The following is a 25,993-nucleotide window of genomic DNA, read 5'->3' as shown; positions in this document are numbered from 1 at the left end:
TCAGGCCCCACCCCGTCAGACGGCGCCCGCACCGGTGAGTGAACGCACCTCGGACTCCGCGTGCTTGGCCTCGTCCGCCGGTTCGGTTGAGCGGACCGTGCCGATCCAGCCCGCCAGGAAGCCGAGCGGGATCGAGACCAGGCCGGGATTCTGGAGCGGGAAGACATGGAAGTCCACGCCGGGGAAGATCGCCTCGGGGCTTCCGGAGACGACCGGTGAGAACACCACCAGCAGCACGGCGGGCACCAGGCCGCCGTAGACCGACCAGACAGCTCCGCGCGTGGTGAAGTTCCGCCAGAACAGCGAGTAGAGCAGCACCGGCAGATTGGCCGAGGCGGCGACGGCGAACGCGAGCCCGACGAGAAACGCCACGTTGAGGTCGCGTGCGAGCAGCCCGAGCGCGATGGCCACGGCACCGATACCGGCCGCCGCGAACCTGGCGACGGCGACCTCGCTGCGCGGCTCGGCACGGGAGTTGGGGTGGGTGTCGGTGCGGGAGTTCGCATGAGTGTTCCGGTGGGCGTTCCGGTGCGGGCGCTTGAGCGAGGCGTAGAGGTCGTGCGCGACGGAGGCCGAGGAGGCGAGCGTGATGCCTGCGACGACGGCGAGGATCGTCGCGAAGGCGACGGCGGCGACCACGGCGAAGAGAACCGTCCCGCCGGTGGAACCCGCGCCGCCGCCCAGGTCCAGCGCGAGCAGTGGCACCGCCGTGTTCCCCGCCGCGCTGGACGCGCGCACCTCGTCGGTGCCGACCACGGCGGCGGCGCCGAAGCCGAGCACGATCGTCATCAGATAGAAGCCGCCGATCAGTCCGATGGACCAGACGACGGAACGGCGCGCGGCGCGGGCGGTCGGCACGGTGTAGAAGCGGGAGAGGATGTGCGGCAGCCCGGCCGTACCCAGCACCAGGGCGAGCCCCAGACTGATGAAGTCGAAGCGCGCGGTCCAGCCCCCGCCGTAGGCGAGACCAGGGAGGAGGAACTCGTCTCCGTGGCCGCTGCGTTCGGCCGCGGCGTTGAGTAGCGCGTTGAAGTCGCCGTGGAAACGGAGCAGTACGAGAACGGTCAGCGCGACCGTGCCGGCCATCAGCAGCACGGCCTTGACGATCTGGATCCAGGTGGTGGCCCGCATCCCGCCCAGCGTCACATAGACGACCATCAGCGCGCCCACGCCGATCACCGTCCACGAGCGCGCCGCCTCGCTCGTACCCCCCAGCAGCAGCGCGACCAGACTGCCCGCCCCGACCATCTGCGCCACCAGATAGAGAACGGACACGGCGACGGAGGAAGTTCCCGCCGCGATCCTGACCGGGCGCTCGCGCATCCGCGCGGCGACGACGTCGGCCAGCGTGAACCGGCCGCAGTTGCGTACGAGTTCGGCCACCAGCAGCAGGACGACGAGCCAGGCGACGAGGAAGCCGACGGAGTAGAGCATGCCGTCGTAGCCGAAGAGGGCGATGAGGCCGGAGATACCGAGGAAGGAGGCGGCGGACATGTAGTCACCGGCGATGGCGAAACCATTCTCCATGGGAGAGAAGAGCCGTCCGCCGGTGTAGAACTCCTCGGCCGAGCCCTGCCGGTGGCGGCTCACCCAGGTGGTGATGCCGAGGGTGACGGCGACGAACGCGCTGAACAGCAGCAGCGCCAGGGTCTGGTGGTCGCCGCTCATCGCCGCTCCCCCGCCGCCGCCCGCCCCGGGTCCCGGCTCCTCGTCCGGTCGAAGACACTCCAGCGCAGATCCAGCGCGTCCCGGTCCCGGTGCAGCCGGGCATGGCGCGAGTACGCCCAGGTCAGCAGGAAGGTGCTGAGGAACTGGCCGAGCCCGGCGACCATCGCCACGTTCACCGCCCCCGCCACCGGGCGCGCCATCAGATCCGGCGCCGTGGTCGCGGCGACGACATACGCCAGATACCAGCCCAGGAAGGCGACCGTGGCCGGCACGACGAACCGGCGGTAGCGGGCACGTACCTCCTGGAAGGCCGCGCTCCGCTGGACCTCCAGATAGATGTCGGCCGCGCGGGGCCGGACTCCGTCCTCCGCGGCGCCGATCCCGGCGGCGGGCTCGGCCGTCGCGGACGCGACCGGGCCCGTCGGCGTGCCCGTACCGTCCAGTTCACCCCAGCCGGAGGCCAGCGCGTCGTACCAGGGGTCGTCGGTCCGCACCGCTTGGGCGCCGCGCCCTTCCTGCTTCTCCACCGGTCAACTCTCCTTGTCAGCGAGCCTTTTCGGCCGCGCCCCAAGGATGGGCGGATCGGGAAGATCCCGGACTCCTCTCTCCCCGACTTCACCCCATCAGGTGATGTTTGTCCCGGGTGGCCGGATGAGGCCGTGCTGATAGGCGTAGCGCACCGCCTGAGCCCGGTCGCGTACCCCGGCCTTGGCGAAGATGTTGTTGATGTGGGTCTTCACCGTGGCAGCGCCGATGTGCAGCCGGCGGGCGATCTCGTGGTTGGAGAGCCCCTCCGCGACCAGGGACAGCACCTCGGTCTCACGGGCGGTGAGCCCGTCGGGGGCCGCCTCGCGCTCCGCCGCGGCGGACGCCGCGCTGACCCGCTCCAGCAGCCGGCGCTGCACCGCCGGGGCGAGCCCGGCGTCCCCCGCCATCACGTCCTGGACGGCCTTGACGATCTCGTCACCGCCCGCGTCCTTGGTCAGATAGCCGCGCGCGCCCGCCCGAAGGGCGGGGAACAGCGAATCGTCGTCGTCATAGGTGGTGAGCACCACGACCTGGGTCGCCGGGTACCGCTCGCGGATCAGTCGGGTCGCCTCGACCCCGTCGCAGCGCGGCATGCGCAGGTCCATCAGGACGACGTCGGGGGCGAGTTCGCCGACGAGGGCCACCGCGTCGAGGCCGTCCTTCGCGGCGCCGACGACGTCGATGCCGGGCATCAGCCCGAGCAGCATGACGATGCCCTCGCGCACCACGGCCTGATCGTCGACCACGATCACCCGGGCGGTCATGCCGGCACCCGCAGACGCACGGTGAAGCCCGCACCCTCGGACCGGCCGGGCGGGCCCTCGGACCGGCCGGGCGGGCCCGAGCCGTTGGTTTCCGCGCCGGCCCCGGCGCCGCCTCCTACGGAGGCCGAGGGTCCGGCCTCCAGGCTGCCGCCGAGTAGTTCGGCACGCTCCCGCATCCCGAGGAGACCGAACCCGGAGCCGGAGGCGGCCAGTTCGCTGCCCGGCGCGTCCGTCCCGTCGTCCCGTACCTCCAGCGTCACCATGCCGTCCCCGTACTCCAGCCGCATCGTCACGCCCGCCCCCGGAGCGTGCTTGCGCGCGTTCGTGACAGCCTCCTGCGCGACACGGCGTACCGCCTGCGAGGCCTTCACGGGCAGCAGCCGGGGCTCCCCCACGACCTCGGTACGCACTCCGTCGACCGCCAGTTCGCGCAGGTAGTCCTCGACGGGCACCATCTGGCCACGGAGCGCCGAGAGCGCCTGCCGCGTCTCGGCCAGGCCCTGCCTCGCCATGCCCCGCGCCTCCACCACCCGCCGGAGCACCTGCTCGCGGTCGTACCCGCCCTCGATCTGGAGCCGGGCCGCCTCCAGATGAACGAGCTGGGCGGAGAGGCTGTGGGCCAGCACGTCGTGGATCTCGCGGGCGATCCTGGCCCGCTCGGCGAGCGCCGCCGACTCGGCCTCGGCGGCCCGCGCGGCGCGCTCCTCCGCCAGCAGCCGGAATCCGGCCGCGCGGGCCTGGGCGTCGAGCCGCAGTGTGTAGCCGCCGAGCAGGACGGCGCTCATGGTCACCGCCACGGACGGGAGCGCCTCGCTGTTGGCCAGCGCGAGGGCGGCGAACAGCGCCGACCAGGCACCCAGGGCCGGTGCGAGCGGCAGTCTGTCCATCGCGAGGACGCCGCCGAGGACCCAGAGCAGCGCGGCTGTCGCCTCGGCCCCCGCCGCGTCCGCGCCGCCTCCGAGGAGCGCGACCACGAGAAGCAGCCCCAGCGAGGGAAGCAGCCGCCCCGCGACGGTCGACCGGAAGAAGAGCACCACGACCGCCACGAAGCAGAGCAGGCCCAGCGCGGGCACGGCCGCCGACCAGCCGTGGAAGACATCCGCGGTGTACGCGGTCACCGCCAGCCAGCAGATGAGCGCACCGGCCAGCAGATAGTCCAGCGCCGTCCTGACGGGCGGCACCCCCACCCGGGTCAGCGCCTCTCTGCTCGGCCATGCGGTCCCTGCGCCGATCGGCATCCCGAAGCCCTCTCTCTCGGCTCCGATGCTACGGAGCCGAGCGGCCGGCGGAATCCTCTCCCGGGTGGAGCGGGGAAGGGCACCGGGCTCCACCCGTGGGTGGAGCTCGGCGGACACGCGCTCGATACGGATGAACCCGAAATATCTTGACTGCTCATTCCATATAAGCTACGGTCGGGAACATGGCACGGACCAGGGAGTTCGACACGGAGGCGGCCGTGGAGGCCGCGATGTCGGTGTTCCGGCAGAAGGGCTTCGAAGGGGCTTCGATCCAGGACCTCGTCGACGCGACGAACGTCGGGCGCGGCTCCCTCTACGGAGCCTTCGGGAGCAAGGAGGGGCTCTACCTCGCGGCGCTGGACCGGTACCGCGAGCGGTACGCCGCCCCTCTGTCCGAAATGCTCACGGCGGACATGCCCGCCCGCAGGCTCATCCGCGAGGTCATGACCGGCGTGGTCGACGAGATCGTGCGGGACGGCAGCCGGCAGGCGTGCCTGATCGTGGCCGGGTCCATGGAACGGGCCCACCGCGAGGACGAGGTCCGCGACCGGCTGCGCGGGACGATCGAGTCGCTGGAGGAGTCCTTGACCCGGCTCATCACGCGCGCCCAGGCGGCCGGCGAGCTGGCCGAGGACCGCAGCGCCGTCGACACCGCGCAGTTCCTGGTGATGTGCCTGCAAGGGCTGCGCGTGATCGGGGCGGTCCGTCCCGACCGGACCTCGTTGATGGCGACAGTGGACACCGCCTTGCGCTGCCTCAACTGAGGCGGGCGGAGCCCCGGACGGCACCGTTCACACCCGATCTCCCGGGTCCATCCCTGTTCTATTTCTGTAATGATCGTTCATTATTTAAATGCTCGGAGGCTCTCATGACCACACGTCCCCCCAACACGATCGGCGTCGGCATAGTCGGAGGAAGCATCGGCGGATGGGCCGCGCTCGGCCACGTTCCCGCGCTGCGTGCGCTGCCCGGCTACGACCTGCGAGCGGTCAGTACCTCGCGCAGGGAGTCCGCCGAGGCCGCCGCGAAGGAGTTCGGCGCCGCTGCCGCCTACGACAGCCACGTGGAACTCATCGCCGACACCGGCGTCGACCTGGTCGTCGTCGCGGTGGCCGAACTGACCGTGCCCGAGAAGTACTTCGGCGGGGCGGCGGCAGACGTGACCAGCCCGGCCCACAACGTCGCGCAGCTGTACGCGCAGTTCGCCCGCGACCTGGCCGAAGGCACGCGTGTGGCACCCGACTTCGCCTACGCGCTCACCCGCCACCACGTCATCGACGCCGTTGAGAAAGCGTCCGCGACGGGCGTACGCCAGCGCCTTCGCGCCACCGCGACCGGCGAGGAGGCCTGACGTGAAGGCCGTGGCACTCCAGCACTACGGCGGGCCCGACGTCCTGCGGGTGCGTGAACTGCCCGACCGCCACGCCGGTCCGGGCGAGATCCGCGTCAGGGTGCGTGCGGCGGCGGTCTCTCCCGCCGACACCCTGATCCGGACCGGCATGGCGGCCGGACTGCTCCAGGGACCGCCGCCCCATATCCCCGGGCTGGACGCGGCCGGTGTCGTCGACGAGATCGGAGCGGGAACCCGTACCGGGCTCGCGATCGGCGATCATGTCGTCGCGCTGGTCAATCCGACCCGGCCGGCCGGCGGCGCGTACGCGGAGCACGTGGTACTGCCTGCCGCGTTCGTCGTGAGGGCACCTCGCGACACCGGCCACGCCCAGGCCTCGACGCTGCCCTTGAACGGGCTCACAGCCCGCAGGGCGCTGGACCTTCTGGACCTCGCCCCCGGCCAGGTCCTGACGGTCACGGGGGCGGCGGGCGGCGTCGGCGGATTCGCGGTCCAACTGGCCAAGGCGGAGGGCCTGACGGTCGTGGCCGACGCCTCCCCCGCCGACGAAGCGCTGGTGTCCACGCTGGGCGCGGACGCCGTCGTACGGCGGGGCCGGGACGTGGCGGAGCGCATCCGCGAGGCGGTCCCCGGCGGGGCCGACGGTCTCCTCGACGCCGCCGCCATCGGCGGCACGCTGTCGGCCGCGCTCCGCGACGGCGGGGCCATGGCGGTCGTGCGCGGGCCTGCCGAGCCCGCGAGTGGTACCGCATCCGGCGGACGCGGCATCACCTCGCACTCGGTGTACGTCCACACCTACGACGGACGCCACGACGTCCTGGACCGACTGGCCCGGCAGGCGGAGGACGGCACCCTCACGCTGAGGGTGGCCCGCACCTACCCCATCGACCAGGCCGCCGAGGCCCACCGAGACCTTGAAAGAGGCGGCATCAGGGGCCGCCTCGTCCTCGACTTCTGACGGGGCGACGCCCCGCACGATGAATGGAGCAGCAGAGATGTCCCGACAACTTCAGTCCAAGGTCGTCATCGTCACCGGAGGCACCTCCGGCATGGGCGCGGCCTTCGCCAGACGCGCGGCGTCCGAAGGCGCGACTGTCGTCATCGGCGCGCGCGACGCAGCGCGCGGTGAAGCGACCACGGAGGAGATCGGAGCCATGGGCGGCCGGGCGTTCTTCGTACGGACCGACGTCACGAGGGAGGAGGAGCTGTCCCGCCTCGTGGACTTCGCGGTCAGCGAGTTCGGGGGCCTGCACGGAGCGTTCAACAACGCGGGCGGAGGCGACAACCAGCGCACCCTCGGAGAGACCGACGCCGCCTTCTGGCACAACATGATCGAGGCGAATCTGACCAGCGTGTTCTACAGCCTGAAGTACGAGATCCCGGCCATCGCGGCGTCGGGCGGTGGCGGGATCGTGAACAACGCCTCCACGGCCGGCGCGGTGGGTGACGCGAGCATGCCCGCCTATACGGCGGCCAAGCACGGTGTGGTGGGCCTGACCCGCTCCGCCTCGCTCGACTCGGCGAAAGAAGGCGTCAGGGTCAACGCGCTGTTGACCGGGCTCATCGACACACCTCTGTGGCGCACCGCCGTGGCGGCCTACCCGGAGATCGAGAACCTGTTTCTGGGACAGCTGCCGACCGGACGGGCGGGCTCCGAGGAAGATGTCGCCGCGTTCACCGCTTTTCTCCTCAGCGACGAGAGCACGTTCATCAACGGCGCCGCGCTCGCCGTGGACGGCGGCTTCACCGCCCGCTGACATCCCGTCGGCGCGGGCGCGGACCGTGCGCGGGCCGGAGGAAGATCTCCGGGCCCGCGCACCTGGCACGCGCAGTCGCTCCGCCGCGGGTCAGACGTCGATCCTGGCGCGGTCCAGCGTCGCGGCCGAGCTGGTGATGAACTCCTTGCGGGGCGCGACCTCGTTGCCCATGAGCAGGTCGAAGACCTGCTCGGACGATTCGAGGTCCCCGATGTTGATCCGCCGCAGGGTGCGGTGGCGCGGGTCCATCGTGGTCTCCGCGAGCTGGTCGGCGTCCATCTCACCGAGGCCCTTGTAGCGCTGGATGGAGTCCTTGTAGCGCACGTTCTTGCGCTGGAACTCCAGGAGCGTCTGCCGCAGCTCGTTGTCCGAGTACGTGTAGACGTACTTGTCCTGGCCCTTCTTGGGCTGCACGAGCTCCACCCGGTGCAGGGGCGGCACCGCCGCGAAGACGCGACCCGCCTCCACCATCGAGCGCATGTAGCGCTGGAACAGCGTCAGCAGCAGACAGCGGATGTGGGCCCCGTCGACATCGGCGTCGACCAGCAGCACGATCTTGCCGTAGCGCGCGGCGTCGATGTCGAACGTCCTGCCCGACCCGGCCCCTATGACCTGGATGATCGCGCCGCACTCGGCGTTCTTCAGCATGTCGGACACCGACGACTTCTGAACGTTCAGGATCTTGCCCCGGATCGGCAGCAGTGCCTGGAATTCGCTGTTCCGGGCGAGCTTGGCCGTACCGAGCGCCGAGTCCCCCTCCACGATGAACAGCTCGCTGCGCTCCACGTCGTCGCTGCGGCAGTCGGCGAGCTTGGCCGGCAGCGAGGAGGTCTCCAGCGCCGTCTTCCTGCGCTGCGCCTCCTTGTGCTGACGGGCGGCGATACGCGTACGGGCCGCGGCGACGACCTTCTCCAGCACGGCGCGCGCCTGCGCCTTCGCATCGCGCTTGGTCGACGTCAGGAACTCCTTGAGCTCCTTGGAGACCACGTTGGCGACGATCCGGTTGGCCGCCGACGTCCCGAGGATCTCCTTGGTCTGCCCCTCGAACTGCGGCTCGGCCAGCCGCACCGTGACCACGGCCGTGAGCCCTTCCAGGGCGTCGTCCTTGACGACGTCGTCCTCGGCGACGCGCAGGAGCTTCGCCGAGCGCAGCGTCTCGTTGACCGTCTTGGTCACGGCGCGCTCGAAGCCGGTCATGTGCGTGCCGCCCTTGGGGGTGGCGATGATGTTGACGTAGCTGCGCATCGTGGTGTCGTACCCGGTGCCCCAGCGCAGCGCGATGTCGACGCCCAGCTCGCGGGTGACCTCGGTGGGCGTCATATGACCGCGGTCGTCCAGGACGGGCACGGTCTCCTTGAAGACGCCCTGGCCGGTCAGCCGCAGCACGTCGCAGACGGCCTTGTCCTGCGCCAGGTACTCGCAGAACTCGCTGATCCCGCCGTCGTAGCGGAACGTCTCCTCGATCGTCTCGCCGCCCTCGCTCTCGCCGGCCGCCCGCTCGTCGCGCACGACGATGGTCAGGCCGGGCACGAGGAAGGCGGTCTGGCGGGCCCGCTGGTGCAGCGTCTCCAGCGAGAGCCTGGCGTCCTTGAGGAAGATCTGCCGGTCCGCCCAGTACCGGATCCGGGTGCCGGTGCGCGTCTTGGGCACCCGCTTGCCCTTGAGCAGCCCGTTCGCGGGGTCGAAGGGGGCGTCGGGGCCCGATTCCGTGAACATGCCGGGGACACCGCGGCGGAAGCTGATCGCGTGCACGGCGCTGTTGCGGTCCACCTCGACGTCCAGCCGGGCCGAGAGGGCGTTGACGACGGAGGCGCCCACGCCGTGCAGACCGCCGGACGCCGCGTACGAGCCGCCGCCGAACTTTCCGCCCGCGTGGAGCTTCGTCATGACGACCTCGATACCGGAGAGGCCGGTCTTGGGCTCGACGTCGACAGGGATGCCCCGGCCGTTGTCCTTGACCTCGACGGAGCCGTCCTCGTGCAGAGTGACGTCGATATGGTCGCAGTAACCCCCCAGGGCCTCGTCGACGGAGTTGTCGATGATTTCCCAGAGGCAGTGCATCAGGCCACGGCTGTCGGTGGACCCGATGTACATACCGGGTCGCTTCCGGACCGCTTCGAGCCCCTCAAGGACGAGCAGGTGCCGCGCGGTGTAGTTGGAACCGTCACGGTCTGCGGTCAGCAGCGCACTGGACGGCACGGACGTCTCGGCGGTCACGCGGTTCGCTCCTCGCTGAATTTGAAATGTGGCCCGGTGGGTAAGGGCCCGGCATCGGTCGCCGCTCAGAGGGTACAGAGGCCTGGTAGAGCCGTTGTAGCGCCACCCTATTGAATTCTCATGCTAGCCGAGGCTCGCATGAGTGTTCGATCCCTCGATGGAGTGAAGCACACATCACGTTCCCTTCCAGGCATGAACCATTTAGGCTCCGGGCACGTCCTCATCAACAACCGGCAAGCCGGCCGGGAGGATCGACCCCCTGACAAGCAACGCGAAACCGTAAAGCTAAGCAATACGGCTCATTCGCCGCCAACCGGCGACAGACAGCCGCCTCGGGAAGAAGTTTCGAGGAAAGGCCGCGAGCGGGAACGTTTTCGGCCTGGTTGGATGTTGACCCTGGTACGACAGCTCGTCGAGCTAGAGAAGAGGCGACGTGACTACTGTTCTGACCCCCGCGAGCCCGCTGACGGCCGCTGACCGCTGCGACCGCTGCGGCGCCCAGGCATATCTGCGCGTCGTCCTGACCAGCGGTGGTGAACTGCTCTTCTGCGCCCATCACGGACGCAAGTTCGAGCCGGAACTCAAGAAGATCGCCGCGGAAATACAGGATGAGACCGACCGACTGACGGCCGTGCAGGCCGCCGCCGGTGAAGAGGAACGCTGATCCCTCGCATCCACGACGAGCCAAGGGCCGATCCAGGACCGGCCGACGGGCCGCCACCCCGGCAGACACCGGGACGGCGGCCCGTTCTCGTTGATCAGCGCCTGGATCAGCGCCTGACGGCCCTCAGCGCGTAAGCCCCGTTCCCGTGGCCTCGGCCACCTGGTCCCCCGCCGAGGTGATCCGGGTGTAGACCCCCGGACTCCCGGCCTTCCCGCAGCCGCTTCCCCACGAGACCAGCCCGATGAGCCGCCCACGGGCCACCAGCGGCCCTCCGCTGTCGCCCTGGCAGGCGTCGTGCCCGCCATCGGGATCGCCGGCGCAGAGCATCGTAGAGGCCTCGTAGCGGCCCCCTGAGCCCCCGGGGTAGGCCCGCTCGCACTCGGAGTCCGCCAGGACCGTCACCGGGGCGGAGCGCAGCGCGGAGGCGTATGCGCCCCGGCCGCTGGTGTCGCCCCAGCCGAACACCTTCGCCGGGGTGCCGGGGGCCAGGGCCTCCGAGCCCGGATCGGCCGGCCTCACGGTGTACCGCGCGGGCAGCGGCTCGGCCAGCGTCAGCACCGCGAGGTCCGAGGCGTGGGTCGCCGGGTCGTACGCCGGATCGATCCGTACGGAACCGACCCGCACCTCCCTGCCGCCCTTCCCCCGCAGCTCCTCCCGGCCCGCGATGACCCGCAGGTCGGTCACGTCCTCGGGCTTCACCCCGAGCACGTCCCTGCCCATGCAGTGCGCGGCCGTGAGCACCTTCGTGGGCGCCACGACCGCGCCGCCGCAGAACTGGCCCGCGCGGGTGTTCCCGAACCGCTCACGGCTGGACAGCGCCACGACCCAGGGACTCTCAGCGGCCGGAGCCGGCTCCCCTCCCACGACCACGCGGTCCGCGGCGGCCGGCACGGGGGACACGAGCGGCAGCACCGCCCCCGCGGCGATCGTGGCCAGTCCTCCCGTGAGCACTCGGGCAATAGGGCGACGCATACTGACTCCTGACTCTCCGGTGACTCCTACTGACACAGAGTCACCCATTGAGCCGACAAACGCATCCCCGCAACGCCTGAGGGCCCGCAATCCCGGTCGGGATCGCGGGCCCTCGGAACGGGCTGCGCAAGGCAGGAGAAACCGGCCTAGTCCAGGTAGTCGCGCAGAACCTGCGAACGCGACGGGTGACGGAGCTTGGACATCGTCTTCGACTCGATCTGACGAATGCGCTCACGCGTCACGCCGTAGACCTTGCCGATCTCGTCCAGTGTCTTGGGCTGGCCGTCGGTCAGACCGAAGCGCATGGAGACCACGCCGGCCTCACGCTCGGAGAGCGTGTCGAGCACCGAGTGCAGCTGCTCCTGGAGAAGCGTGAAACTGACCGCGTCGGCCGGGACGACCGCCTCGGAGTCCTCGATGAGGTCACCGAACTCGCTGTCCCCGTCCTCACCCAGCGGGGTGTGCAGGGAGATCGGCTCGCGACCGTACTTCTGGACCTCGATGACCTTCTCAGGGGTCATGTCGAGCTCCTTGGCCAGCTCCTCCGGGGTGGGCTCACGGCCCAGGTCCTGGAGCATCTGACGCTGCACGCGCGCGAGCTTGTTGATGACCTCGACCATGTGCACCGGGATACGGATGGTGCGGGCCTGGTCGGCCATGGCGCGGGTGATCGCCTGCCGGATCCACCAGGTGGCGTACGTCGAGAACTTGTAGCCCTTGGTGTAGTCGAACTTCTCGACCGCGCGGATCAGACCCAGGTTGCCCTCCTGGATCAGGTCCAGGAAGAGCATGCCGCGGCCGGTGTAGCGCTTGGCCAGCGAGACCACCAGTCGGAGGTTGGCCTCCAGCAGGTGGTTCTTGGCGCGGCGCCCGTCCTCGGCGATGATCTCCAGCTCGCGCTTGAGCTTGGGGGCGAGCTTGTCGGCGTTCGCCAGCTTGTCCTCGGCGAACAGACCGGCCTCGATCCGCTTGGCGAGTTCGACCTCCTGCTCGGCGTTGAGGAGCGGGACCTTGCCGATCTGCTTGAGGTAGTCCTTGACCGGGTCGGCGGTGGCGCCCGCGACGGCGACCTGCTGGGCGGGCGCGTCGTCCTCGTCGTCGTCGGAGAGTACGAAGCCCTTGTTCTCGCCCTCGGTCTCCTCCTCCTCGCCCTTGCCCGCCTGGACCTCCTCGGCCGTCTCCTCGCCCTCGGCGGCCTCGTCGGCGTCCTTCTTGCCCGCGGTCTTCTTCGCCGCGACCTTCTTGACGGCGGTCTTCTTGGCCGCCGCCTTCTTGGCCACGGTCTTCTTCGCCGCCGTCTTCCTGGCGGGCGCGGCACTCTCGTCGGCGGGCGTCTCGACGGTCTCGGCGACCGGGGCGGCGGTGGCCGCGACGGTCTTCGTATGAACGGTCTTGGCGGCGACTGTCTTGGTGGCGGTGCGCTTCGCCGGGCTCTTCGCAGCGACGCTCTTGCGGGCGCGCTTCGGCGACTCCGCGGCACTGACCATCAGCGTCACACCCTCTTCCTCGAGGATCTGGTTGAGGCTGCGCAGAACATTCTTCCACTGGGTTGGCGGAATCTGGTCAGCCTCGAAGGCCCGACGCACGTCGTCGCCGGCGATCTGCCCATCAGCCTTTCCCCGCTCGATGAGCGCCATCACAGACTCGGACTCGGCGATCTCCGGCGGGAGCGTACGGGATGTGCTGGCCGACACGAACAACCTCTCGGAACGATGGAAACGGCTTCCGGCTCCCTCCCCAAGGATCGGGGCGGAGCCGACGACCGTCGACTGGGGATGCGCCGACGGCGCGGGCTGGACCTCGGAGGCTGGATACAGCGCCACTCCTCGTGGCGCTATTCCCTCTGTGGCTGTCACCTCTTAGGTCATCGCCCTGCCTCGTGGAGTGTTACGCCCAATCCACGTGGCCCGAGTCACACCTCATTTACGGCAAAGCAGCCAGAAGGGTTTTATCGCGCGTTCGTGCCGCCGGTCCCTGGGGTCCGGCGGCACGTGACGCGTACGCCCCCGTCCGTCCTGACCTCTCTTTTCCTGCTCGGCACCGCGGGACTCGCCCTCAGTACCCCCGTGACCGCGTCAGTGCTCGCGCGGCGCGGGAACGACTCGTTCCACTTCAGGGTGCACCATCAGAAGCTGCCGCATGGCGGATTCGGCCCCCTGGGAGTCGCCCGCCGCCAGGGCCTCGACGATCCGCGCGTGGTGCGCCAGCGACGCGTCGGTGGGTCGGTCACAGCCCGTGACGGGGCCGCCGGAGACCTGGAGGGCCGCCGAGACGATCCCCGACAGGTGCTCCAGCATCCGGTTGCCCGCGAGCTGGATCAGCAGGGAGTGGAACTCGGCGTCGGCGCGCGAGAACGTGATCGAGTCGGCCTGGGCGATGGCGTGCCCCATGATCTCGACCATGTCGGCCAGCCGCTGCTGGACGTCCTCCCGGCCGTGGCCGGCGGCGAGACGGGCGGCGAGCGGCTCGATCGTCCAGCGCAGCTCGGTCAGTTCGCGGCGCTGGTCGTCACGCTGGGGGCCGAACGCCCGCCACTCGATGATGTCGGCGTCCAGCAGGTTCCAGTCGCTGACCGGCCGGACCCGGGTGCCGACGTTGGGGCGGGCGCTGACGAGGCCCTTGGCCTCAAGGACGCGCAGCGACTCGCGGACCACCGTGCGGGAGACCTCGAAGCGCTGGCCGATCTCCTCCGGTACGAGCGGCCGGTCGGCGCCCAGATCGCCGGAGACGATCATCTGGCCGAGCTGCTGGACGAGTTGGCCGTGCAGTCCACGGCCCCGGCTGCCCGCCGAGCGCCGGCCGACCCGGCCCAACTCGTTGTCCGTGCCCTCCCAGGCGGGGGTGGGAATGCGGTCGGCGCCGGGCGTCTCCGGGTAGGGGTAGCGGTCGATTCCGCCCGGGGCCGGGAGGCCGGATTCGACTGAGCGGGCGGCGGTCATCATGGTGTGCGCAAGGGTACTCACGCATCCTTTGTCGGCTCCGCTCGTCGGCCCCTTGAGGTCTTTGGTGAAAAGCACACGAAAGGGTGATCGGCGCCCACCCTTCGATTGACGACTTATCGTAAAGAAGCGGGCGGAATCAGGGAGTTATGGGCAAGTGCGATAGCTCCGGTCATCCAGCGATCACCAACGGGCCCTGCGGCGAAGGCTCGTGAACAGATACGCGCAGAGCAGGGCGGACAACGACAGCGCCAGCGCGGCCCCGACGGGCTGGGAAAGCACCCGGCCCGTCGCCACCAGCCAGCGGTCGGCGGCCTCCGGCCATTGCGGCCACGCCAGTTCACGCAGCCTGGCCGGCAGTCCGACGATCGAACGCGCCGACGGGACGGCAAGCCCCTTCTGTACGAGGGGGACGACCACGACCGGTACGGCGAGAACGGCGGCGACCCCGGCGCCGGTGACCCGGAAGATGCCGGCCCCGAGGAGACCCGCCCAGGCGCAGCCGACGGTCAGTCCGGCCCAACTGACCACGAGCGCGGGCCAGTCCGGGGGCACCACGTCCGTGCCCCCGCCGTACACCAGCCTCATGGCCTGTGAGTCGGCGACGACGGTGAGGGCCGCGAGCAGCAGGGCGGCCGTGCCGGTGACGGTGAGTTTGGCGAGCAGCAGGCCGATCCGGCGCGGAACGGTGCCCCGTCCGGCGGCGAGCGCCGGGTAGCGGTACTCGTCGCCGAAGGCGAACGCGCCGAGCAGGCCCGCCCCCAGGGCGGCCGGTGGCAGCGGGAGGAACGCGGGCCAGGCCGCGAGGAGGCCGGGCAGCGGGGTGCCGCCGGTACGGGCGAGCGGCAGGCTCAGGGCGAGGGAGGCGATCAGGACGGCGGCGGCGACCAGCCAGGGGGTCCGTACGCCGAGGAAGCGGCGGAGCTCGTACCAGAAAGGCCGCAGCGGGCTGCGCACGGGCCGCGCGGGCAGCGGAGGCGGCAGGGGGCCGGTGCCGGTCTCCGGGGGCGCCGGCCGTACCTCTGAGGCCGGCGCGGGGGGTGGTGCCGGGCCGGTGTCGCCTGTCTCGTCGGCGAGTTGGTGGACAAGGATGTTGTGCCGGAAGGCCGTCTCGCCCAACTCGGCGCAGTTGCTGCCGAAGACGGTCAGCCGCCCGCCGGAGTCCGTGACGACCTCGACGGAGCGGCGCTCCGCGCGCGCCTCGCGGTTCACGGCGTCGGCGAGCCTGGCCGCGTGCGGGGTACGGATCACGACGCGCGGGCGCAGCCGGGTCCGCGCGAAGTCGGCGGCGTCCTGGTCGGCGACGAGGCGGCCTTCGTGGACGGTGACGACTCGATCGGCGGTGCGGGCCGCCTCCTTGGGATCACTGGTGGTGAAGAGAACGGTGCCGCCATTGGCCGCGTGCGCCCGGAGCAGTCCGTGCAGCCAGCCGCTCTCACGGGGGGAGAGACCGGCGGCGGGTTCGTCGAGGACGAGCGTGTGCGGGTCGCCCAACAGGGCGGCGGCGAGGCCGAGTCTGCGGTCCATGCCGAGGGAGAGGGAGCCCAGCGGTTCGTCGCGCAGGGCGCCGATGCCGACCAGGTCGAGCAGGACGTCGGCACGCGCGGCGGGCACGCCGGCGGCGGCGCAGAGCATCCGGAGCTGGCCCTTGGCGGTGCGCGAAGGGTGGCCCGGCACGTCGCCGAGAAGGACGCCGACCTCACGGGCGGGGTGGGCGATGCGGTGGAGGGGCCGGCCTCGGAAGTAGGTGATCCCGCGGCCGGATTCGAGTTCGAGCATCAGCCGCAGGGCGGTGGTCTTGCCGGCGCCCTCGGCGCCGAGCAGGGCCGTGACGCTTCCGGTCGCGGCATCAAAGGTCAGATCGTCCACGGCGGGCGGGAGATCGCGGTGGGGGGTGCTGGTGAGTCCGATGGCCTGGAGCATCGCTTCTCTCGCGGGGAGGTGAGACCGCTCGGGGGCAGTATGAGTACCGCAGAACGATAACGCGACATATCCGACTTATTGCGCAGGGTGGTGACTAGGGGGTGTCAGGCGGTGGGGTCAGACCTCGGGGCGCAGCATCGGCGGGTTGAGGACCGTGGCCCCGCCCGCCCGGAAGAGCTGGGCCGGCCGCCCGCCCTGCCGTGTGGTGGTCCCGCCGGAGGGCACCAGAAAGCCCGGCGTGCCGGTCACCTTGCGGTGGAAGTTACGGGGATCGAGCGCGACGCCCCACACCGCCTCGTACACCCTGCGGAGCTCGCCGACCGTGAACTCCGCCGGGCAGAAGGCGGTGGCCAGCGAGGAGTACTCGATCTTGGAGCGGGCCCGCTCCACCCCGTCCCCGAGGATGCGCGCGTGGTCGAAGGCGAGCGGCGCGGGCTGTTCGTCGTCACGGCCGAAGCCGCCCTCGTAGTCGAGCAGCGCGTCCACCGGGGCCCAGCGGGCGCTGTTGGCGTCACCACCCGCGCGGGGTGCGGGCAGGTCGGGCGCGAGCGCCAGATGGGCGACACTCACGACCCTCATCCGGGGGTCGCGCTCCGGGGCGCCGTAGGTGGCGAGCTGTTCCAGATGGGCGCCGTTCGCCGCGGGCGAGGCCGGGTCGTGCGCGCACAGCCCCGTCTCCTCGGCCAGCTCGCGCGCGGCCGCCGCACCAAGATCCTCATCGCCCTTGACGAAGCCGCCGGGCAGCGCCCAGCGCCCCTGGAAGGGTGCCTCACCACGCCGTACAACCAGTGCGCACAGGGCGTGGCGGCGCACGGTGAGCACGACCAGGTCGACGGTGACTGCGAAAGGGGGGTAAGCCGACGGGTCGTAGGGCGACATGCCGGTGATCTTAGTCGTCTGCCTGACGATAAACACCCGTTCCGCTCAGGTCCGCCGACTTCTTCGCCGCCCCGGCGCCGGGCTCCACGGCGCCCAAACCCGGCGACCGCCCACTCGGCCGTCCGGCTTCCGGCAGGACGTGGGAGGACGTGGGAAGCGGCGTTCGCACGGCCTGTGCGGCGCGTCGGGTGAGGCGCGGGGCGAGAGGCGCCGTCGCACCCTCGCTCCCCCCACCGGGCACTCGGCACCTGTGGCAGGCCCCTCTCTCACCTGCCGCTTTTCGTCCCCCGCTGCCCACCGCGGCCGGCGGTCCGGCCACGCGGCACCGGGCCGCCGGGCCGGGACCTCGGTGCCGGCACCGTCCTGGGCGCCTCCTTCTTGATCGTCGCCCTTTTGATCGTCGCTTTCCTCACCACCCTCTTCATCGTCTTCCTGGCCTGCTTCGTCGTGGACTGCCGCGCCCGGCGGGGACGCGGGCTCCCCGTGGCGGTTTCGGTGGCGGTGGCGATGCGCTCCGCGCGCATGCAGCGCCGCAGGGTCTCCGGATCCAGCCCTTCGTTGAAGGCCTGGTGGAGGAGTTGGGCGAAGGTGTACGTGGGGTCGAGCCGCAGGGCCAGGCCGAGCGCGACCCGGGCCGCCGGTTCGTCTCCGCAGGACCAGGCGACCCACCCGGCGAGGGTCAGCGGCGCGACCGCGTGTTCGGCGTAGGAACCGACGCACCGGCGGGCCAGGGCCCGCCAGAGCCGCAGCGCCGCCTCCGCGTCGGGCCCCTCCATCCACTGGGCCGCGCGGTCGCGGATCTCCCGGTCCTGAAGGCCGATGATGACCGCCGCCGCTTCATCGTCGGCGATGAGCAGGTCGTCCGTGGTGTCCGTGCCCTCGACAGCTCCCCCGCCGGCCCGCCCGCCCTCTTCCCTGCGCGGCGGCGCGGGTGGCGTCTGTGCCAGACGGTCCATCAGTCCCCGGGCGGTCCGGAGTGTCGACGCCCCGACCTCCTCGCGGTCCCCACCGCCCAGGATCATCGGCACCAGCGCGCCCGCGGCCTCGTCCAGCGCCTGTTCCTGTTCCGCCGCCCTGCTCGCCGAACCGGGCCAGGGCTCCAGTCGTGCCTCCATCTCCCTGAGAGATCCCCGCACTTGGATCCCCGCGTAGGTGGACGCCGCGGCCATCACGGAGGTACCGGGCAGTGCCAGCGGGGTGCCCTCCGGTGGACAACAGCGCGTGTCCGGGCAGCAGTAGGACCAGAAACGGCCGTCGGAGATGCAGAGCACCTCGTGCACGGGGATGTCGAGGCCGCCGAAGCCCGTGCGGATCAGCTGCGCGAGCGGCTGCAGGCGGTCGCGTACGCCACGGCCCGTGGCACCCTCCCCCGGATCCTGGCAGAGGAAGGCGACAATCCCGTCCGGCCGGGACCCGCGCCGCTCGCTCCCCTCCACCAGGCACAGGGCCAACTGCTCGGAGACCGGCGCCCATTCGCGGGGCGAGCGCGGGATCCCAAGCCTCAGCCGCCCGCCGAAGCGGCCCTCCTCACCGTGCAGCGCGACGAGAACGATCGAGTCGGAGGGATGGAATCCCATCAGAAATGGCAGGGCATCGGCGAGCTCGGCAGGGCTGCGCAGGGTGACTTGCTGCTGGTCGGCGGGACGGGTCGGTTCGCTGTGCTTGTTCATGACTCGACGGTCCCGCGTAAGCCGGAATCCCGCGACCCCTGTGGATAACGTTATCCACAGGCCGGCTCCGGCATTCGCGATCTGTCGTTGCGCGCGAGCCGGTCCACCCGGCCTGGGCCAGTACGTCTAGCCGGCCTGGGCCAGTACCAGCGGGAGTACCTGATCGGCGCCCTGCTGGCGCAGCAGGCGTGCGCCCACCGCCATGGTCCAGCCGGAGTCGGCGTAGTCGTCGACAAGCAGGACCGGGCCAGGCGTGTCGGCCAGAGCCGCGGCGAGTTCGCCGGAGACCGCGAACGAGGCGGCCAGGGCGCGCAGCCGCTGGGCGGAGTTGCTGCGATGCGCCGCGTGCTCGTCGGCCTGCGGCGTGTAGACCAGGCTGCCCAGCAGCGGGAGCCGTCCGACCCGGGCCACGCCCTCGGCCAGTGAGGCGACCAGTCGCGGGCGGGAGCGGGAGGGCATGGCGACGACGCCCACCGGCCGGGCCACCGCGTCGGGGGAGCCACTGGCCCAGCCGCCCGGCGAGCGGGCCCAGTCGGCCAGCACCGTCACGACCGCGTTCAGCACGTCGTCCGGGACCTGCCCGTCCGCCGCCTGCGCCGACAGGAGCGGACGCAGGCGGTTGCCCCAGCCGATGTCCGACAGCCTGCCCAGCGCACGTCCCGTGACTGCCTGCTGCCCAGCGGGAATTCGGCCCTTGAGGTCCATGCCGACAGCGGCGAGACCGGTCGGCCACATCTTGCGGGGCTCGACCTCGACTCCCGGACGGTCCAGCTCGCCCGTCGCCGCCGCGAGGGCCGCGGCGGAGACCGCGGGATCGAGCCAGGGCCCGGCGCAGGTGTCGCAGCGACCGCAGGGGGCCGCCTTCTCGTCGTCGAGCTGCCGCTGCAGGAACTCCATCCGGCAACCGGTGGTCGCCACATAGTCCCGCATGGCCTGCTGTTCGGCGGCCCGCTGCTTGGCGACCCAGGCATACCGCTCCGCGTCGTACGCCCACGGCTGCCCCGTCGCGGTCCAGCCCCCCTTCACGCGCTTGACCGCCCCGTCCACGTCCAGCACCTTCAGCATCGTCTCAAGACGCGAGCGCCGAAGATCCACCAACGGCTCCAGGGCCGGCAGCGACAGCGGACGGCCCGCGTCCTCCAGGACCGCCAGCGTGCGCCGGACCTGTTCCTCGGGAGGGAAGCCCACCGACGCGAAGTACGCCCAGATCGCCTCGTCCTCCCGCCCCGGCAGAAGCAGCACATCCGCGTGGTCCACACCGCGCCCCGCACGCCCCACCTGCTGGTAATAGGCGATCGGGGACGAGGGCGACCCCAGGTGCACGACGAATCCCAGGTCCGGCTTGTCGAAGCCCATTCCCAGCGCCGAGGTCGCCACCAGCGCCTTCACCCGGTTCGCCAGCAGATCCTCCTCCGCCTGGAGCCGGTCGGCGTTCTCCGTCTTGCCCGTGTAGGAGGCCACCGGATACCCGCGCTGGCGCAGGAACGCCGCGACCTCCTCCGCCGCCGCGACCGTCAGCGTGTAAATGATCCCCGAACCCGGCAGATCGCCCAGCCGCTCCCCCAGCCACGCCAGCCGGTTCGCCGCGTTCGGCAGCTCCAGGACACCCAGCCTGAGGCTCTCCCGGTCCAGCGGCCCCCGCAGAACAAGGGCGTCCTCACCCCCCGTCCCCAACTGCTCGGCCACATCGGCGGTCACCCGCGCGTTCGCCGTCGCCGTCGTGGCCAGCACCGGCACCCCGGTCGGCAACTCCGCCAGCATCGTGCGCAACCGGCGGTAGTCGGGCCGGAAGTCGTGCCCCCAGTCGGAGATGCAGTGCGCCTCGTCGACCACGAGCAGACCGGTCGTGGCCGCGAGCCCGGGCAGCACCTGATCGCGGAAATCCACGGAGTTGAGACGCTCCGGACTGACGAGCAGCACGTCTGTCTCGCCGCGCTCGACCTCCCCGTAGATCGTCTCCCACTCCTCCGGGTTGGCCGAGTTGATCGTGCGGGCCTGGATCCCGGCTCGCGCCGCCGCCTCGACCTGGTTACGCATCAGCGCCAGCAGCGGCGAGATGATCACCGTCGGACCCGCGCCACGCCGGCGCAGCAACGCGGTGGCCACGAAGTACACGGCCGACTTGCCCCAACCGGTGCGCTGCACCACCAGCGCCCGCCTGCGCTCCTCCACCAGGGCGGCCACCGCCTGCCACTGGTCCTCCCGCAGCCGCGCCGAACCCCCGGGGGCACCGACGAGCTCGGCGAGGACGGTGTCGGCTTCAGCACGGAGCTCCAGGTTGTCCATGCCCCCCATGCAACCCGATGCCACTGACAATCGGCGAATCCCAGGCAGGGATATCACCGCCATTCCCCCCTATTCCGGTCAGCGACGTCATTTGCTCGTTGCCGCCCGCCCAAGTGCCCGCAAGAATTGGAGAAGCCCCCCGCACGGTCGGATCGTTCGCGGTCCGGAGGGACTGTGCCCCGGCGTGCCTCACCCGACCCAGCCCGCACTGTGGGCGCGTATGCGAAGGGAGGAACGTGACCTTCGGATTCGCTCCGTCCGCAGCCTCATCGATCACGACAGCCGATTCCGTCACCCGCCTCGCCAGGACACTTGAGCCCGCCGAGTGGGCGGCGGCCGGCATACCCCTGCTCCGTTCCCCACGCGAGGTCGTGAGCGGTCTGCACTCCCGCCACCGGCCGACTCCTGCGACAGCGATCGTCGCCGTGCTCGACCACGAGGAACGTCTCGCGGCCAGCGCCTCGTTCGCCCCGAGGGCGGTGCCGGTAGACGGCTGGGAGTTCCGGAACGCCCTGCTGGCGCATCTGCGCCGGGTCATCCCGCACGATCTGCGCCGCCGTACCCCGGTGCGTACCGCCGTACTTCTCTACTGCCGTGACGGCGACGAGCGTTGGACCGAGGAGGACGGGGCGTGGATGTGGGGGCTGCGGGACGCCTGCACACTGCACGGCCTGCGCTGCGGCGCCTACATCACCCTCACACGGGGCGGCTGGCAGGTGCTGGGTGAGGGCCGGGGCGGCCGTCGGCCCAGCTCCGACTCACCGCCCGAGAGCCTGGCCGAGACGGTGATCGACCCCGCTCCCACGCCGGTACGTTCCGGTGGCGGCGCGGTGGACGCGCTGCGCCGCGCGGCGGCCCGCTGACCGCTCGCGCGTCGTCGGCCGGCCGGGCCGTCCACCGGTCGCCTCGTCGCCGCCGGCCCGGCCGCCCACGCGGGGCAGCCGGGTCGTGGCCGATCCGGACCAGGACCGCGGCCATGTCCGGCCTCGGCCCTCCGCCGGGGAAACCGGTGTCAGACGCCCGCGCCGAGCACGGAGTTGACCCGCTGCGGGTCACCGCAGACGACGAGCAGCGCGCCGGCCTGCTTCCGCGCCGCCGGCAGGACGCTCGCGGCGCTGTCGGCGTCGCCACCGTTGAGCGCGACGACGACCACGGGCCGCGCCTTCGCGCGGTCCAGCGCCGAGGCGTCGGCGAAGAAGACGTCCTCGCCCGTGTCGTGCTGCTCCCAGTAGGAGTTCTCACCGAAGGACAGCTCGTGCGCGGCCCACGGGTGCTGTTCGCCCGTGGTGAGTACGAGGATGTCGCCCGGCGCGCGACCGGAGTCCAGCAGCAGGTCGACCGCCTCGTCGGCGGCGTCCAGCGCACCGTCCGCCGAGGCGGGGATCAGTTGGAGCTGAGGTTCGGCAGGGGTCTCCTGCGGGACGGCCGCGGGCCGTTCGGCGGGGGCCTGCGAGCGCTCCGGCGGTGCGGGCCTCGCGGGACCGCGACCCGGATGTCCGGGACGCGGTGTGGCCGAGGACCGCGGCCCCGGGACGGCGCGCGGACCGGGAACGGGACGCGGACCGGGACGGGGGCCGGGAACGGGACGGGGGTTCGGCGCGGTACGGCCGGTGGCCGGAGTGGCGCGCGGACCCTGGGCACTCTCGTGAATCTGAGGCTCCTCGGGGATGAGAGGCATGGGTGGATGTCTATCAAACGCAGACGCGCAAGTCACCGGGGGGTGGGCACATCTGCGCCATATGTATCGCTTGGCGGGTACGGCCGGGGCGGTGCACGGGCCGAACTCGCCGAACCGGACAGGCCGGTCACGTCGGATGGTTCACGCGAGTCTTCGTCGCGGATCGTGGTAACGAGCGGTTCGCGTCAGGGCGTTCGCGTCAGAAGTCGAAGCCGAGCTGACCCTCGCTCTCCACCGGCTCCGCCTCGGCGGAGATCCTGACCTTCTTGAGATGGCGCCACCGGGGCAGTGCGTCAAGATAGGCCCACGAGAGCCGGTGGTACGAGGTCGGCCCCCGTTCCAGCAGCGCGGCCTTGTGCACCGGCGAGGGGTATCCGACGTTGTCGTGGAAGGCGAAACCCTCGCATTCCTCGGACGTGGCGGCCAGTTCGGCCATCATCGTGTCCCTGCGCACCTTGGCCAGCACCGAGGCGGCGGCCACCGAGACGCAGGAGATGTCGCCCTTGATGACCGTCCGGACCTGCCAGGGCTTGCCGAGGTAGTCGTGTTTGCCGTCCAGGATCACGGCGTCTGGCCGCACCGGCAGTGCGTTCAGGGCACGTTCGGCGGCGAGCCGAAGCGCCGCCGTCATCCCCCGGTCGTCGATCTCCTCCGGCGAGGCGTGCCCTATCGCGTGGGCGGTCACCCACGATTCGAGCTCCAGCGCCATGTCGGCGCGGCGCTTGGGACTGATCAGCTTGGAGTCGGTGAGTCCGACGGGGGCCCGGCGCAGGCCCGTGACAGCCGCGCAGACCGTCACCGGTCCCGCCCACGCTCCGCGTCCGACCTCGTCGACACCAGCGATGATCTTGGCACCGGTGGTGGCGCGGAGCGATCGCTCTACGGCGTGGGTAGGTGGTTCGTACGGCATGGCGCTTGCAAGGTTACGCCGCCCGGGGCCCACGCGTCACCCCGGGTTCCCCCGGCCGTACGCGACCGCTCCCCCCGGCCGTCACCGCCGGGCGCCGTACGCCCCAACACCCCCTCGACACAAAGGAGTACGACGCGTCCCGGCAGCGCGGAGCCCGCCCCGTCGGCGGGCTCACCGCGGAGTCGCGCGTCAGCCCGAGGACGACCGGAGCATCGGCAGCATGACCTGGTCGATGAGCTCCGCGATCTCCGCGTCGGGCCATTCGCTGGTGCACACCTTCGACCGGTACATCAGCACGGCCGGGATGACGTCGAAGATCATCGAGCCGGTGACGTCGGGCCGCACGTCACCCCGCCGGATACCCCGGCGCACGACTTCCCCGAACAGGTCGGCCGAGGGCTGGATCACTCCGTTCATGATCAGCGCCTGGAAACGCTCGGACGACGACTGGTCGCATTCGTGGAGGACCGCGCGGAGCGCCCACCCCGGCCGCGAGTACATCACCTCCCGGACCAGCCTGGTCAACGCGTAGAGATCGTCGCGGATTCCGCCTAGGTCGGGGGCGTCGTCGAGCGAAGGAAGCCCCGACGCGAGCGCGTCGGCGACGAGATCCTCCTTGGAAGGCCAGCGCCGATACACCGCGGCCTTACCGGTCTGCGCCTCGGCGGCGACACCCTCCATGGTCAGCCCGTTCCAGCCCACCGTGCTCAATTGCTCCAACGCGGCATCGAGAATCGCGCGTTCCAGCACCGGACCGCGGCGTCGTGGCACCACTGTCCGCGACCGAGCGGTGGCCGACGAGCGTGAAGTAACCATCAGCAGATCTCCATGAGGCAAAAATTCAGGCGGCAGCTCCAGTGAACGGTTGCGTTCACTGATGGGGACTCACTACCGTGGACGGCACAGTGAACGCATCCGTTCACTAATTCACTTGGGGGACTCTCGTAGTGACAACCTCTCAACTCGAAGCAGAACGCGAGCCGGGTGCGGCCCGCCGGGAAGGGCGGCCCGGCATCGCCCTGACCGTCATCGCGGCCTGCCAACTCATGGTCGTACTCGACGCGACAATTGTGAATATCGCGCTCCCGCACATCCAGGATGCCCTCAGTTTCTCCACCACGGACCTCTCCTGGGTCCTGAGCGCGTACACGCTCACCTTCGGTGGTCTGCTGCTCCTCGGTGGCCGCGCGGGCGACATCCTCGGCCGCCGCCGCGTCTTCATGACCGGCATCCTGCTCTTCACCTTCGCCTCGCTGCTCGGCGGTTTCGCCCAGGAGCCGTGGCAGCTCCTCGCCGCCCGCGCGCTCCAGGGGGTCGGCGGCGCCATCGCCTCGCCCACCTCGCTCGCCCTCATCACCACCACGTTCCCCGAGGGGCCCGAACGGAACAGGGCCTTCGGAGTCTTCGCCGCCGTCTCGGCGGGTGGTGGCGCGCTCGGCCTGCTGGCCGGCGGGATGCTCACCGAATGGCTCGACTGGCGCTGGGTGTTCTTCGTCAACGTGCCGATCGGCGTGCTGATCGCCGTACTGGCACCGATGTACATCAGCGAGTCCAAGCGCCACCCGGGCCGTTTCGACCTCTCCGGCGCCGCGACGTCCACCCTGGGCATGGCCTCGCTCGTCTACGGGTTCATCCGCGCCTCGGAGGAAGGCTGGCGCGACTCGCTCACCATCGGGTCGTTCGCGGCGGCCGTGATCCTGCTCGCCGCCTTCGCCCTCGTCGAGTCGCGGGCGAAGGAACCGATCACTCCCCTGAGGATGTTCGCCGACCGGAACCGGTCGGGCACCTACATCATCATGCTGAGCCTGGCCGCGGCCATGTTCGGGATGTTCTTTTTCATCGTGCTGTTCGTGCAGAACGTACTCGACTACAGCCCCATCCAGTCCGGCCTCGCGTTCCTGCCCGTGACCCTCGCGATCGGCTTGGGAGCGGGACTCTCGCAGCGGCTGCTGCCGGTGCTCGGCCCGAAGCCGTTCATGGTCGTCGGCTCGACGATCACGGGCCTCGGACTCTTCTGGCAGACGCTGATCACTCCGGAGAGCTCGTACCTGAGCGGTGTGCTCGGTCCGATGGTGCTCTTCGGCTTCGGCATGGGGCTCAACTTCGTGACCCTCACGCTGACCGCCGTCTCCGGGGTCGCGCAGCACGAGGCGGGCGCCGCTTCGGGCCTGCTCAACGCGAGCCAGCAGGTGGGCGGTTCGCTGGGGCTGTCCATCCTGGTCACCGTCTTCGGTACGGCGAGCCGCAACGAGGCCGAGAAGCAGCTGCCGTCGTTCATGGCGGAGGCGTCGCCGGCCGAGAAGGCGCAGTTCGCCCAGACCCACGAGATGCCGGGGCGCTGGGGCCACGAGGTGCTCACGCAGGGCATCTCGACCGCCTTCATGGCCGCGGTGGGCATGGTGCTCCTGGCACTGCTGACGGCGACGCTGGTGGTCCGGGTACGCAAGAGCGACCTGGAGGCGCTCAGCGGCAAGGCGAGCGCCGCCGGGCCGGTCGCGTAGACCCGTAAGGGACGTCCCCGTGGGGGGGAGGACGTCCCGTACGCAGGA

General features: G+C 71.0%; 22 protein-coding genes. 7 read left to right on the top strand and 15 right to left on the bottom strand.

Annotated features, from left to right (window positions below; translation table 11 throughout):
* Positions 1-15: 15 nt before the first annotated feature.
* The 4 genes from ACFWV8_RS22595 to ACFWV8_RS22580 all read right to left on the bottom strand — a co-directional run bounded on the left by ACFWV8_RS22595 (position 16) and on the right by ACFWV8_RS22580 (position 4,198).
* A complete protein-coding gene (locus ACFWV8_RS22595; protein ID WP_384205185.1) occupies positions 16-1,668 on the bottom strand; it encodes a cation acetate symporter in 1,653 nt (550 codons plus the stop codon).
* Positions 1,665-2,195 (bottom strand): DUF485 domain-containing protein, encoded by a 531-nt coding sequence (locus tag ACFWV8_RS22590; protein ID WP_384205179.1) that lies wholly within the window; start codon positions 2,193-2,195, stop codon positions 1,665-1,667. The genes ACFWV8_RS22595 and ACFWV8_RS22590 overlap by 4 nt, the downstream gene beginning before the upstream one ends.
* A gap of 96 nt (positions 2,196-2,291) precedes the next feature.
* The gene (locus ACFWV8_RS22585) at positions 2,292-2,960 is read right to left on the bottom strand and encodes a response regulator transcription factor (RefSeq protein WP_329380595.1); all 669 of its coding nucleotides are present in this window, start codon (positions 2,958-2,960) and stop codon (positions 2,292-2,294) included.
* A complete protein-coding gene (locus tag ACFWV8_RS22580; RefSeq protein WP_384205171.1) occupies positions 2,957-4,198 on the bottom strand; it encodes a sensor histidine kinase in 1,242 nt (413 codons plus the stop codon). Before ACFWV8_RS22580 ends, ACFWV8_RS22585 begins: the two co-directional genes overlap by 4 nt.
* A 182-nt stretch (positions 4,199-4,380) precedes the next feature.
* Between ACFWV8_RS22580 and ACFWV8_RS22575 the strand changes: the two genes are divergently transcribed.
* From ACFWV8_RS22575 to ACFWV8_RS22560, 4 genes are all read left to right on the top strand, one after another.
* Positions 4,381-4,962 carry a TetR/AcrR family transcriptional regulator gene (locus tag ACFWV8_RS22575; protein WP_384205166.1) on the top strand — a complete coding sequence of 194 codons (582 nt, stop codon included), beginning with the start codon at positions 4,381-4,383 and terminating at the stop codon, positions 4,960-4,962.
* 104 nt (positions 4,963-5,066) lie between these two features.
* Positions 5,067-5,549 carry a Gfo/Idh/MocA family oxidoreductase gene (locus ACFWV8_RS22570; protein ID WP_384205159.1) on the top strand — a complete coding sequence of 161 codons (483 nt, stop codon included), beginning with the start codon at positions 5,067-5,069 and terminating at the stop codon, positions 5,547-5,549.
* A 1-nt stretch (position 5,550) separates the two neighbouring features.
* Entirely contained in the window at positions 5,551-6,507 is a 957-nt protein-coding gene (locus tag ACFWV8_RS22565; protein ID WP_384205154.1) for an NADP-dependent oxidoreductase, read from the top strand.
* Between the two features lie 37 nt (positions 6,508-6,544).
* Positions 6,545-7,306, top strand: coding sequence for an SDR family NAD(P)-dependent oxidoreductase (locus tag ACFWV8_RS22560; RefSeq protein ID WP_384205148.1), 762 nt, complete (start codon positions 6,545-6,547; stop codon positions 7,304-7,306).
* A 90-nt stretch (positions 7,307-7,396) separates the two neighbouring features.
* Here the strand turns inward: ACFWV8_RS22560 and ACFWV8_RS22555 are convergent, their stop codons facing one another.
* Positions 7,397-9,523 carry a type IIA DNA topoisomerase subunit B gene (locus ACFWV8_RS22555; protein WP_384205142.1) on the bottom strand — a complete coding sequence of 709 codons (2,127 nt, stop codon included), beginning with the start codon at positions 9,521-9,523 and terminating at the stop codon, positions 7,397-7,399.
* A gap of 433 nt (positions 9,524-9,956) precedes the next feature.
* Between ACFWV8_RS22555 and ACFWV8_RS22550 the strand changes: the two genes are divergently transcribed.
* Positions 9,957-10,187, top strand: coding sequence for a hypothetical protein (locus tag ACFWV8_RS22550; RefSeq protein WP_355187431.1), 231 nt, complete (start codon positions 9,957-9,959; stop codon positions 10,185-10,187).
* Positions 10,188-10,310: 123 nt separating this feature from the next.
* Here the strand turns inward: ACFWV8_RS22550 and ACFWV8_RS22545 are convergent, their stop codons facing one another.
* The 7 genes from ACFWV8_RS22545 to ACFWV8_RS22515 form a co-directional block, all read right to left on the bottom strand.
* Positions 10,311-11,159 carry a S1 family peptidase gene (locus ACFWV8_RS22545; protein ID WP_384205132.1) on the bottom strand — a complete coding sequence of 283 codons (849 nt, stop codon included), beginning with the start codon at positions 11,157-11,159 and terminating at the stop codon, positions 10,311-10,313.
* Between the two features lie 146 nt (positions 11,160-11,305).
* Entirely contained in the window at positions 11,306-12,853 is a 1,548-nt protein-coding gene (locus ACFWV8_RS22540; RefSeq protein WP_329380617.1) for an RNA polymerase sigma factor, read from the bottom strand.
* A gap of 381 nt (positions 12,854-13,234) precedes the next feature.
* Positions 13,235-14,122, bottom strand: a complete 888-nt coding sequence (locus tag ACFWV8_RS22535; protein ID WP_384205126.1) for a FadR/GntR family transcriptional regulator — start codon at positions 14,120-14,122, stop codon at positions 13,235-13,237.
* Positions 14,123-14,281: 159 nt separating this feature from the next.
* A complete protein-coding gene (locus ACFWV8_RS22530) occupies positions 14,282-16,021 on the bottom strand; it encodes an ATP-binding cassette domain-containing protein (protein ID WP_384205121.1) in 1,740 nt (579 codons plus the stop codon).
* A 117-nt stretch (positions 16,022-16,138) separates the two neighbouring features.
* Positions 16,139-16,900 carry an NUDIX domain-containing protein gene (locus tag ACFWV8_RS22525; protein WP_329380625.1) on the bottom strand — a complete coding sequence of 254 codons (762 nt, stop codon included), beginning with the start codon at positions 16,898-16,900 and terminating at the stop codon, positions 16,139-16,141.
* 266 nt (positions 16,901-17,166) lie between these two features.
* Positions 17,167-18,570, bottom strand: coding sequence for a DUF4192 domain-containing protein (locus tag ACFWV8_RS22520; RefSeq protein ID WP_384205113.1), 1,404 nt, complete (start codon positions 18,568-18,570; stop codon positions 17,167-17,169).
* Between the two features lie 126 nt (positions 18,571-18,696).
* The gene (locus ACFWV8_RS22515; protein ID WP_384205108.1) at positions 18,697-20,856 is read right to left on the bottom strand and encodes a RecQ family ATP-dependent DNA helicase; all 2,160 of its coding nucleotides are present in this window, start codon (positions 20,854-20,856) and stop codon (positions 18,697-18,699) included.
* Between the two features lie 236 nt (positions 20,857-21,092).
* On the opposite strand from ACFWV8_RS22515, the gene ACFWV8_RS22510 reads away from it, so the two are divergent.
* The gene (locus ACFWV8_RS22510; protein ID WP_329380633.1) at positions 21,093-21,719 is read left to right on the top strand and encodes a hypothetical protein; all 627 of its coding nucleotides are present in this window, start codon (positions 21,093-21,095) and stop codon (positions 21,717-21,719) included.
* 149 nt (positions 21,720-21,868) lie between these two features.
* Here ACFWV8_RS22510 and ACFWV8_RS22505 read toward each other — a convergent pair whose 3' ends face one another.
* The 3 genes from ACFWV8_RS22505 to ACFWV8_RS22495 all read right to left on the bottom strand — a co-directional run bounded on the left by ACFWV8_RS22505 (position 21,869) and on the right by ACFWV8_RS22495 (position 24,260).
* Positions 21,869-22,534, bottom strand: coding sequence for a hypothetical protein (locus ACFWV8_RS22505; RefSeq protein ID WP_384205101.1), 666 nt, complete (start codon positions 22,532-22,534; stop codon positions 21,869-21,871).
* Between the two features lie 199 nt (positions 22,535-22,733).
* Positions 22,734-23,444 (bottom strand): ribonuclease HII, encoded by a 711-nt coding sequence (locus ACFWV8_RS22500; protein ID WP_384205097.1) that lies wholly within the window; start codon positions 23,442-23,444, stop codon positions 22,734-22,736.
* 189 nt (positions 23,445-23,633) lie between these two features.
* Positions 23,634-24,260: a TetR/AcrR family transcriptional regulator gene (locus ACFWV8_RS22495; protein ID WP_384205094.1), complete on the bottom strand. Its 627-nt coding sequence runs from the start codon at positions 24,258-24,260 to the stop codon at positions 23,634-23,636.
* 131 nt (positions 24,261-24,391) lie between these two features.
* On the opposite strand from ACFWV8_RS22495, the gene ACFWV8_RS22490 reads away from it, so the two are divergent.
* Entirely contained in the window at positions 24,392-25,945 is a 1,554-nt protein-coding gene (locus ACFWV8_RS22490) for an MFS transporter (protein ID WP_384205091.1), read from the top strand.
* The last annotated feature ends 48 nt before the right edge of the window (positions 25,946-25,993 follow it).

Source organism: Streptomyces sp. NPDC058665, from assembly GCF_042714995.1.
Taxonomy (GTDB): Bacteria; Actinomycetota; Actinomycetes; order Streptomycetales; family Streptomycetaceae; genus Streptomyces.
The sequence above is the reverse complement of the archived record's forward strand: the minus strand, read 5'-3'. Positions and strand labels throughout refer to the sequence as shown.

Coding starts and splice junctions, on each gene's coding strand:
- ACFWV8_RS22595 (WP_384205185.1), bottom strand. CDS start 1,668: ATGAGCGGCGACCACCAGACCCTGGCGCTGCTGCTGTTCAGCGCGTTC.
- ACFWV8_RS22585 (WP_329380595.1), bottom strand. CDS start 2,960: ATGACCGCCCGGGTGATCGTGGTCGACGATCAGGCCGTGGTGCGCGAG.
- ACFWV8_RS22580 (WP_384205171.1), bottom strand. CDS start 4,198: ATGCCGATCGGCGCAGGGACCGCATGGCCGAGCAGAGAGGCGCTGACC.
- ACFWV8_RS22575 (WP_384205166.1), top strand. CDS start 4,381: ATGGCACGGACCAGGGAGTTCGACACGGAGGCGGCCGTGGAGGCCGCG.
- ACFWV8_RS22570 (WP_384205159.1), top strand. CDS start 5,067: ATGACCACACGTCCCCCCAACACGATCGGCGTCGGCATAGTCGGAGGA.
- ACFWV8_RS22560 (WP_384205148.1), top strand. CDS start 6,545: ATGTCCCGACAACTTCAGTCCAAGGTCGTCATCGTCACCGGAGGCACC.
- ACFWV8_RS22545 (WP_384205132.1), bottom strand. CDS start 11,159: ATGCGTCGCCCTATTGCCCGAGTGCTCACGGGAGGACTGGCCACGATC.
- ACFWV8_RS22530 (WP_384205121.1), bottom strand. CDS start 16,021: ATGCTCCAGGCCATCGGACTCACCAGCACCCCCCACCGCGATCTCCCG.
- ACFWV8_RS22525 (WP_329380625.1), bottom strand. CDS start 16,900: ATGTCGCCCTACGACCCGTCGGCTTACCCCCCTTTCGCAGTCACCGTC.
- ACFWV8_RS22520 (WP_384205113.1), bottom strand. CDS start 18,570: ATGAACAAGCACAGCGAACCGACCCGTCCCGCCGACCAGCAGCAAGTC.
- ACFWV8_RS22515 (WP_384205108.1), bottom strand. CDS start 20,856: ATGGACAACCTGGAGCTCCGTGCTGAAGCCGACACCGTCCTCGCCGAG.
- ACFWV8_RS22505 (WP_384205101.1), bottom strand. CDS start 22,534: ATGCCTCTCATCCCCGAGGAGCCTCAGATTCACGAGAGTGCCCAGGGT.
- ACFWV8_RS22500 (WP_384205097.1), bottom strand. CDS start 23,444: ATGCCGTACGAACCACCTACCCACGCCGTAGAGCGATCGCTCCGCGCC.
- ACFWV8_RS22495 (WP_384205094.1), bottom strand. CDS start 24,260: ATGGTTACTTCACGCTCGTCGGCCACCGCTCGGTCGCGGACAGTGGTG.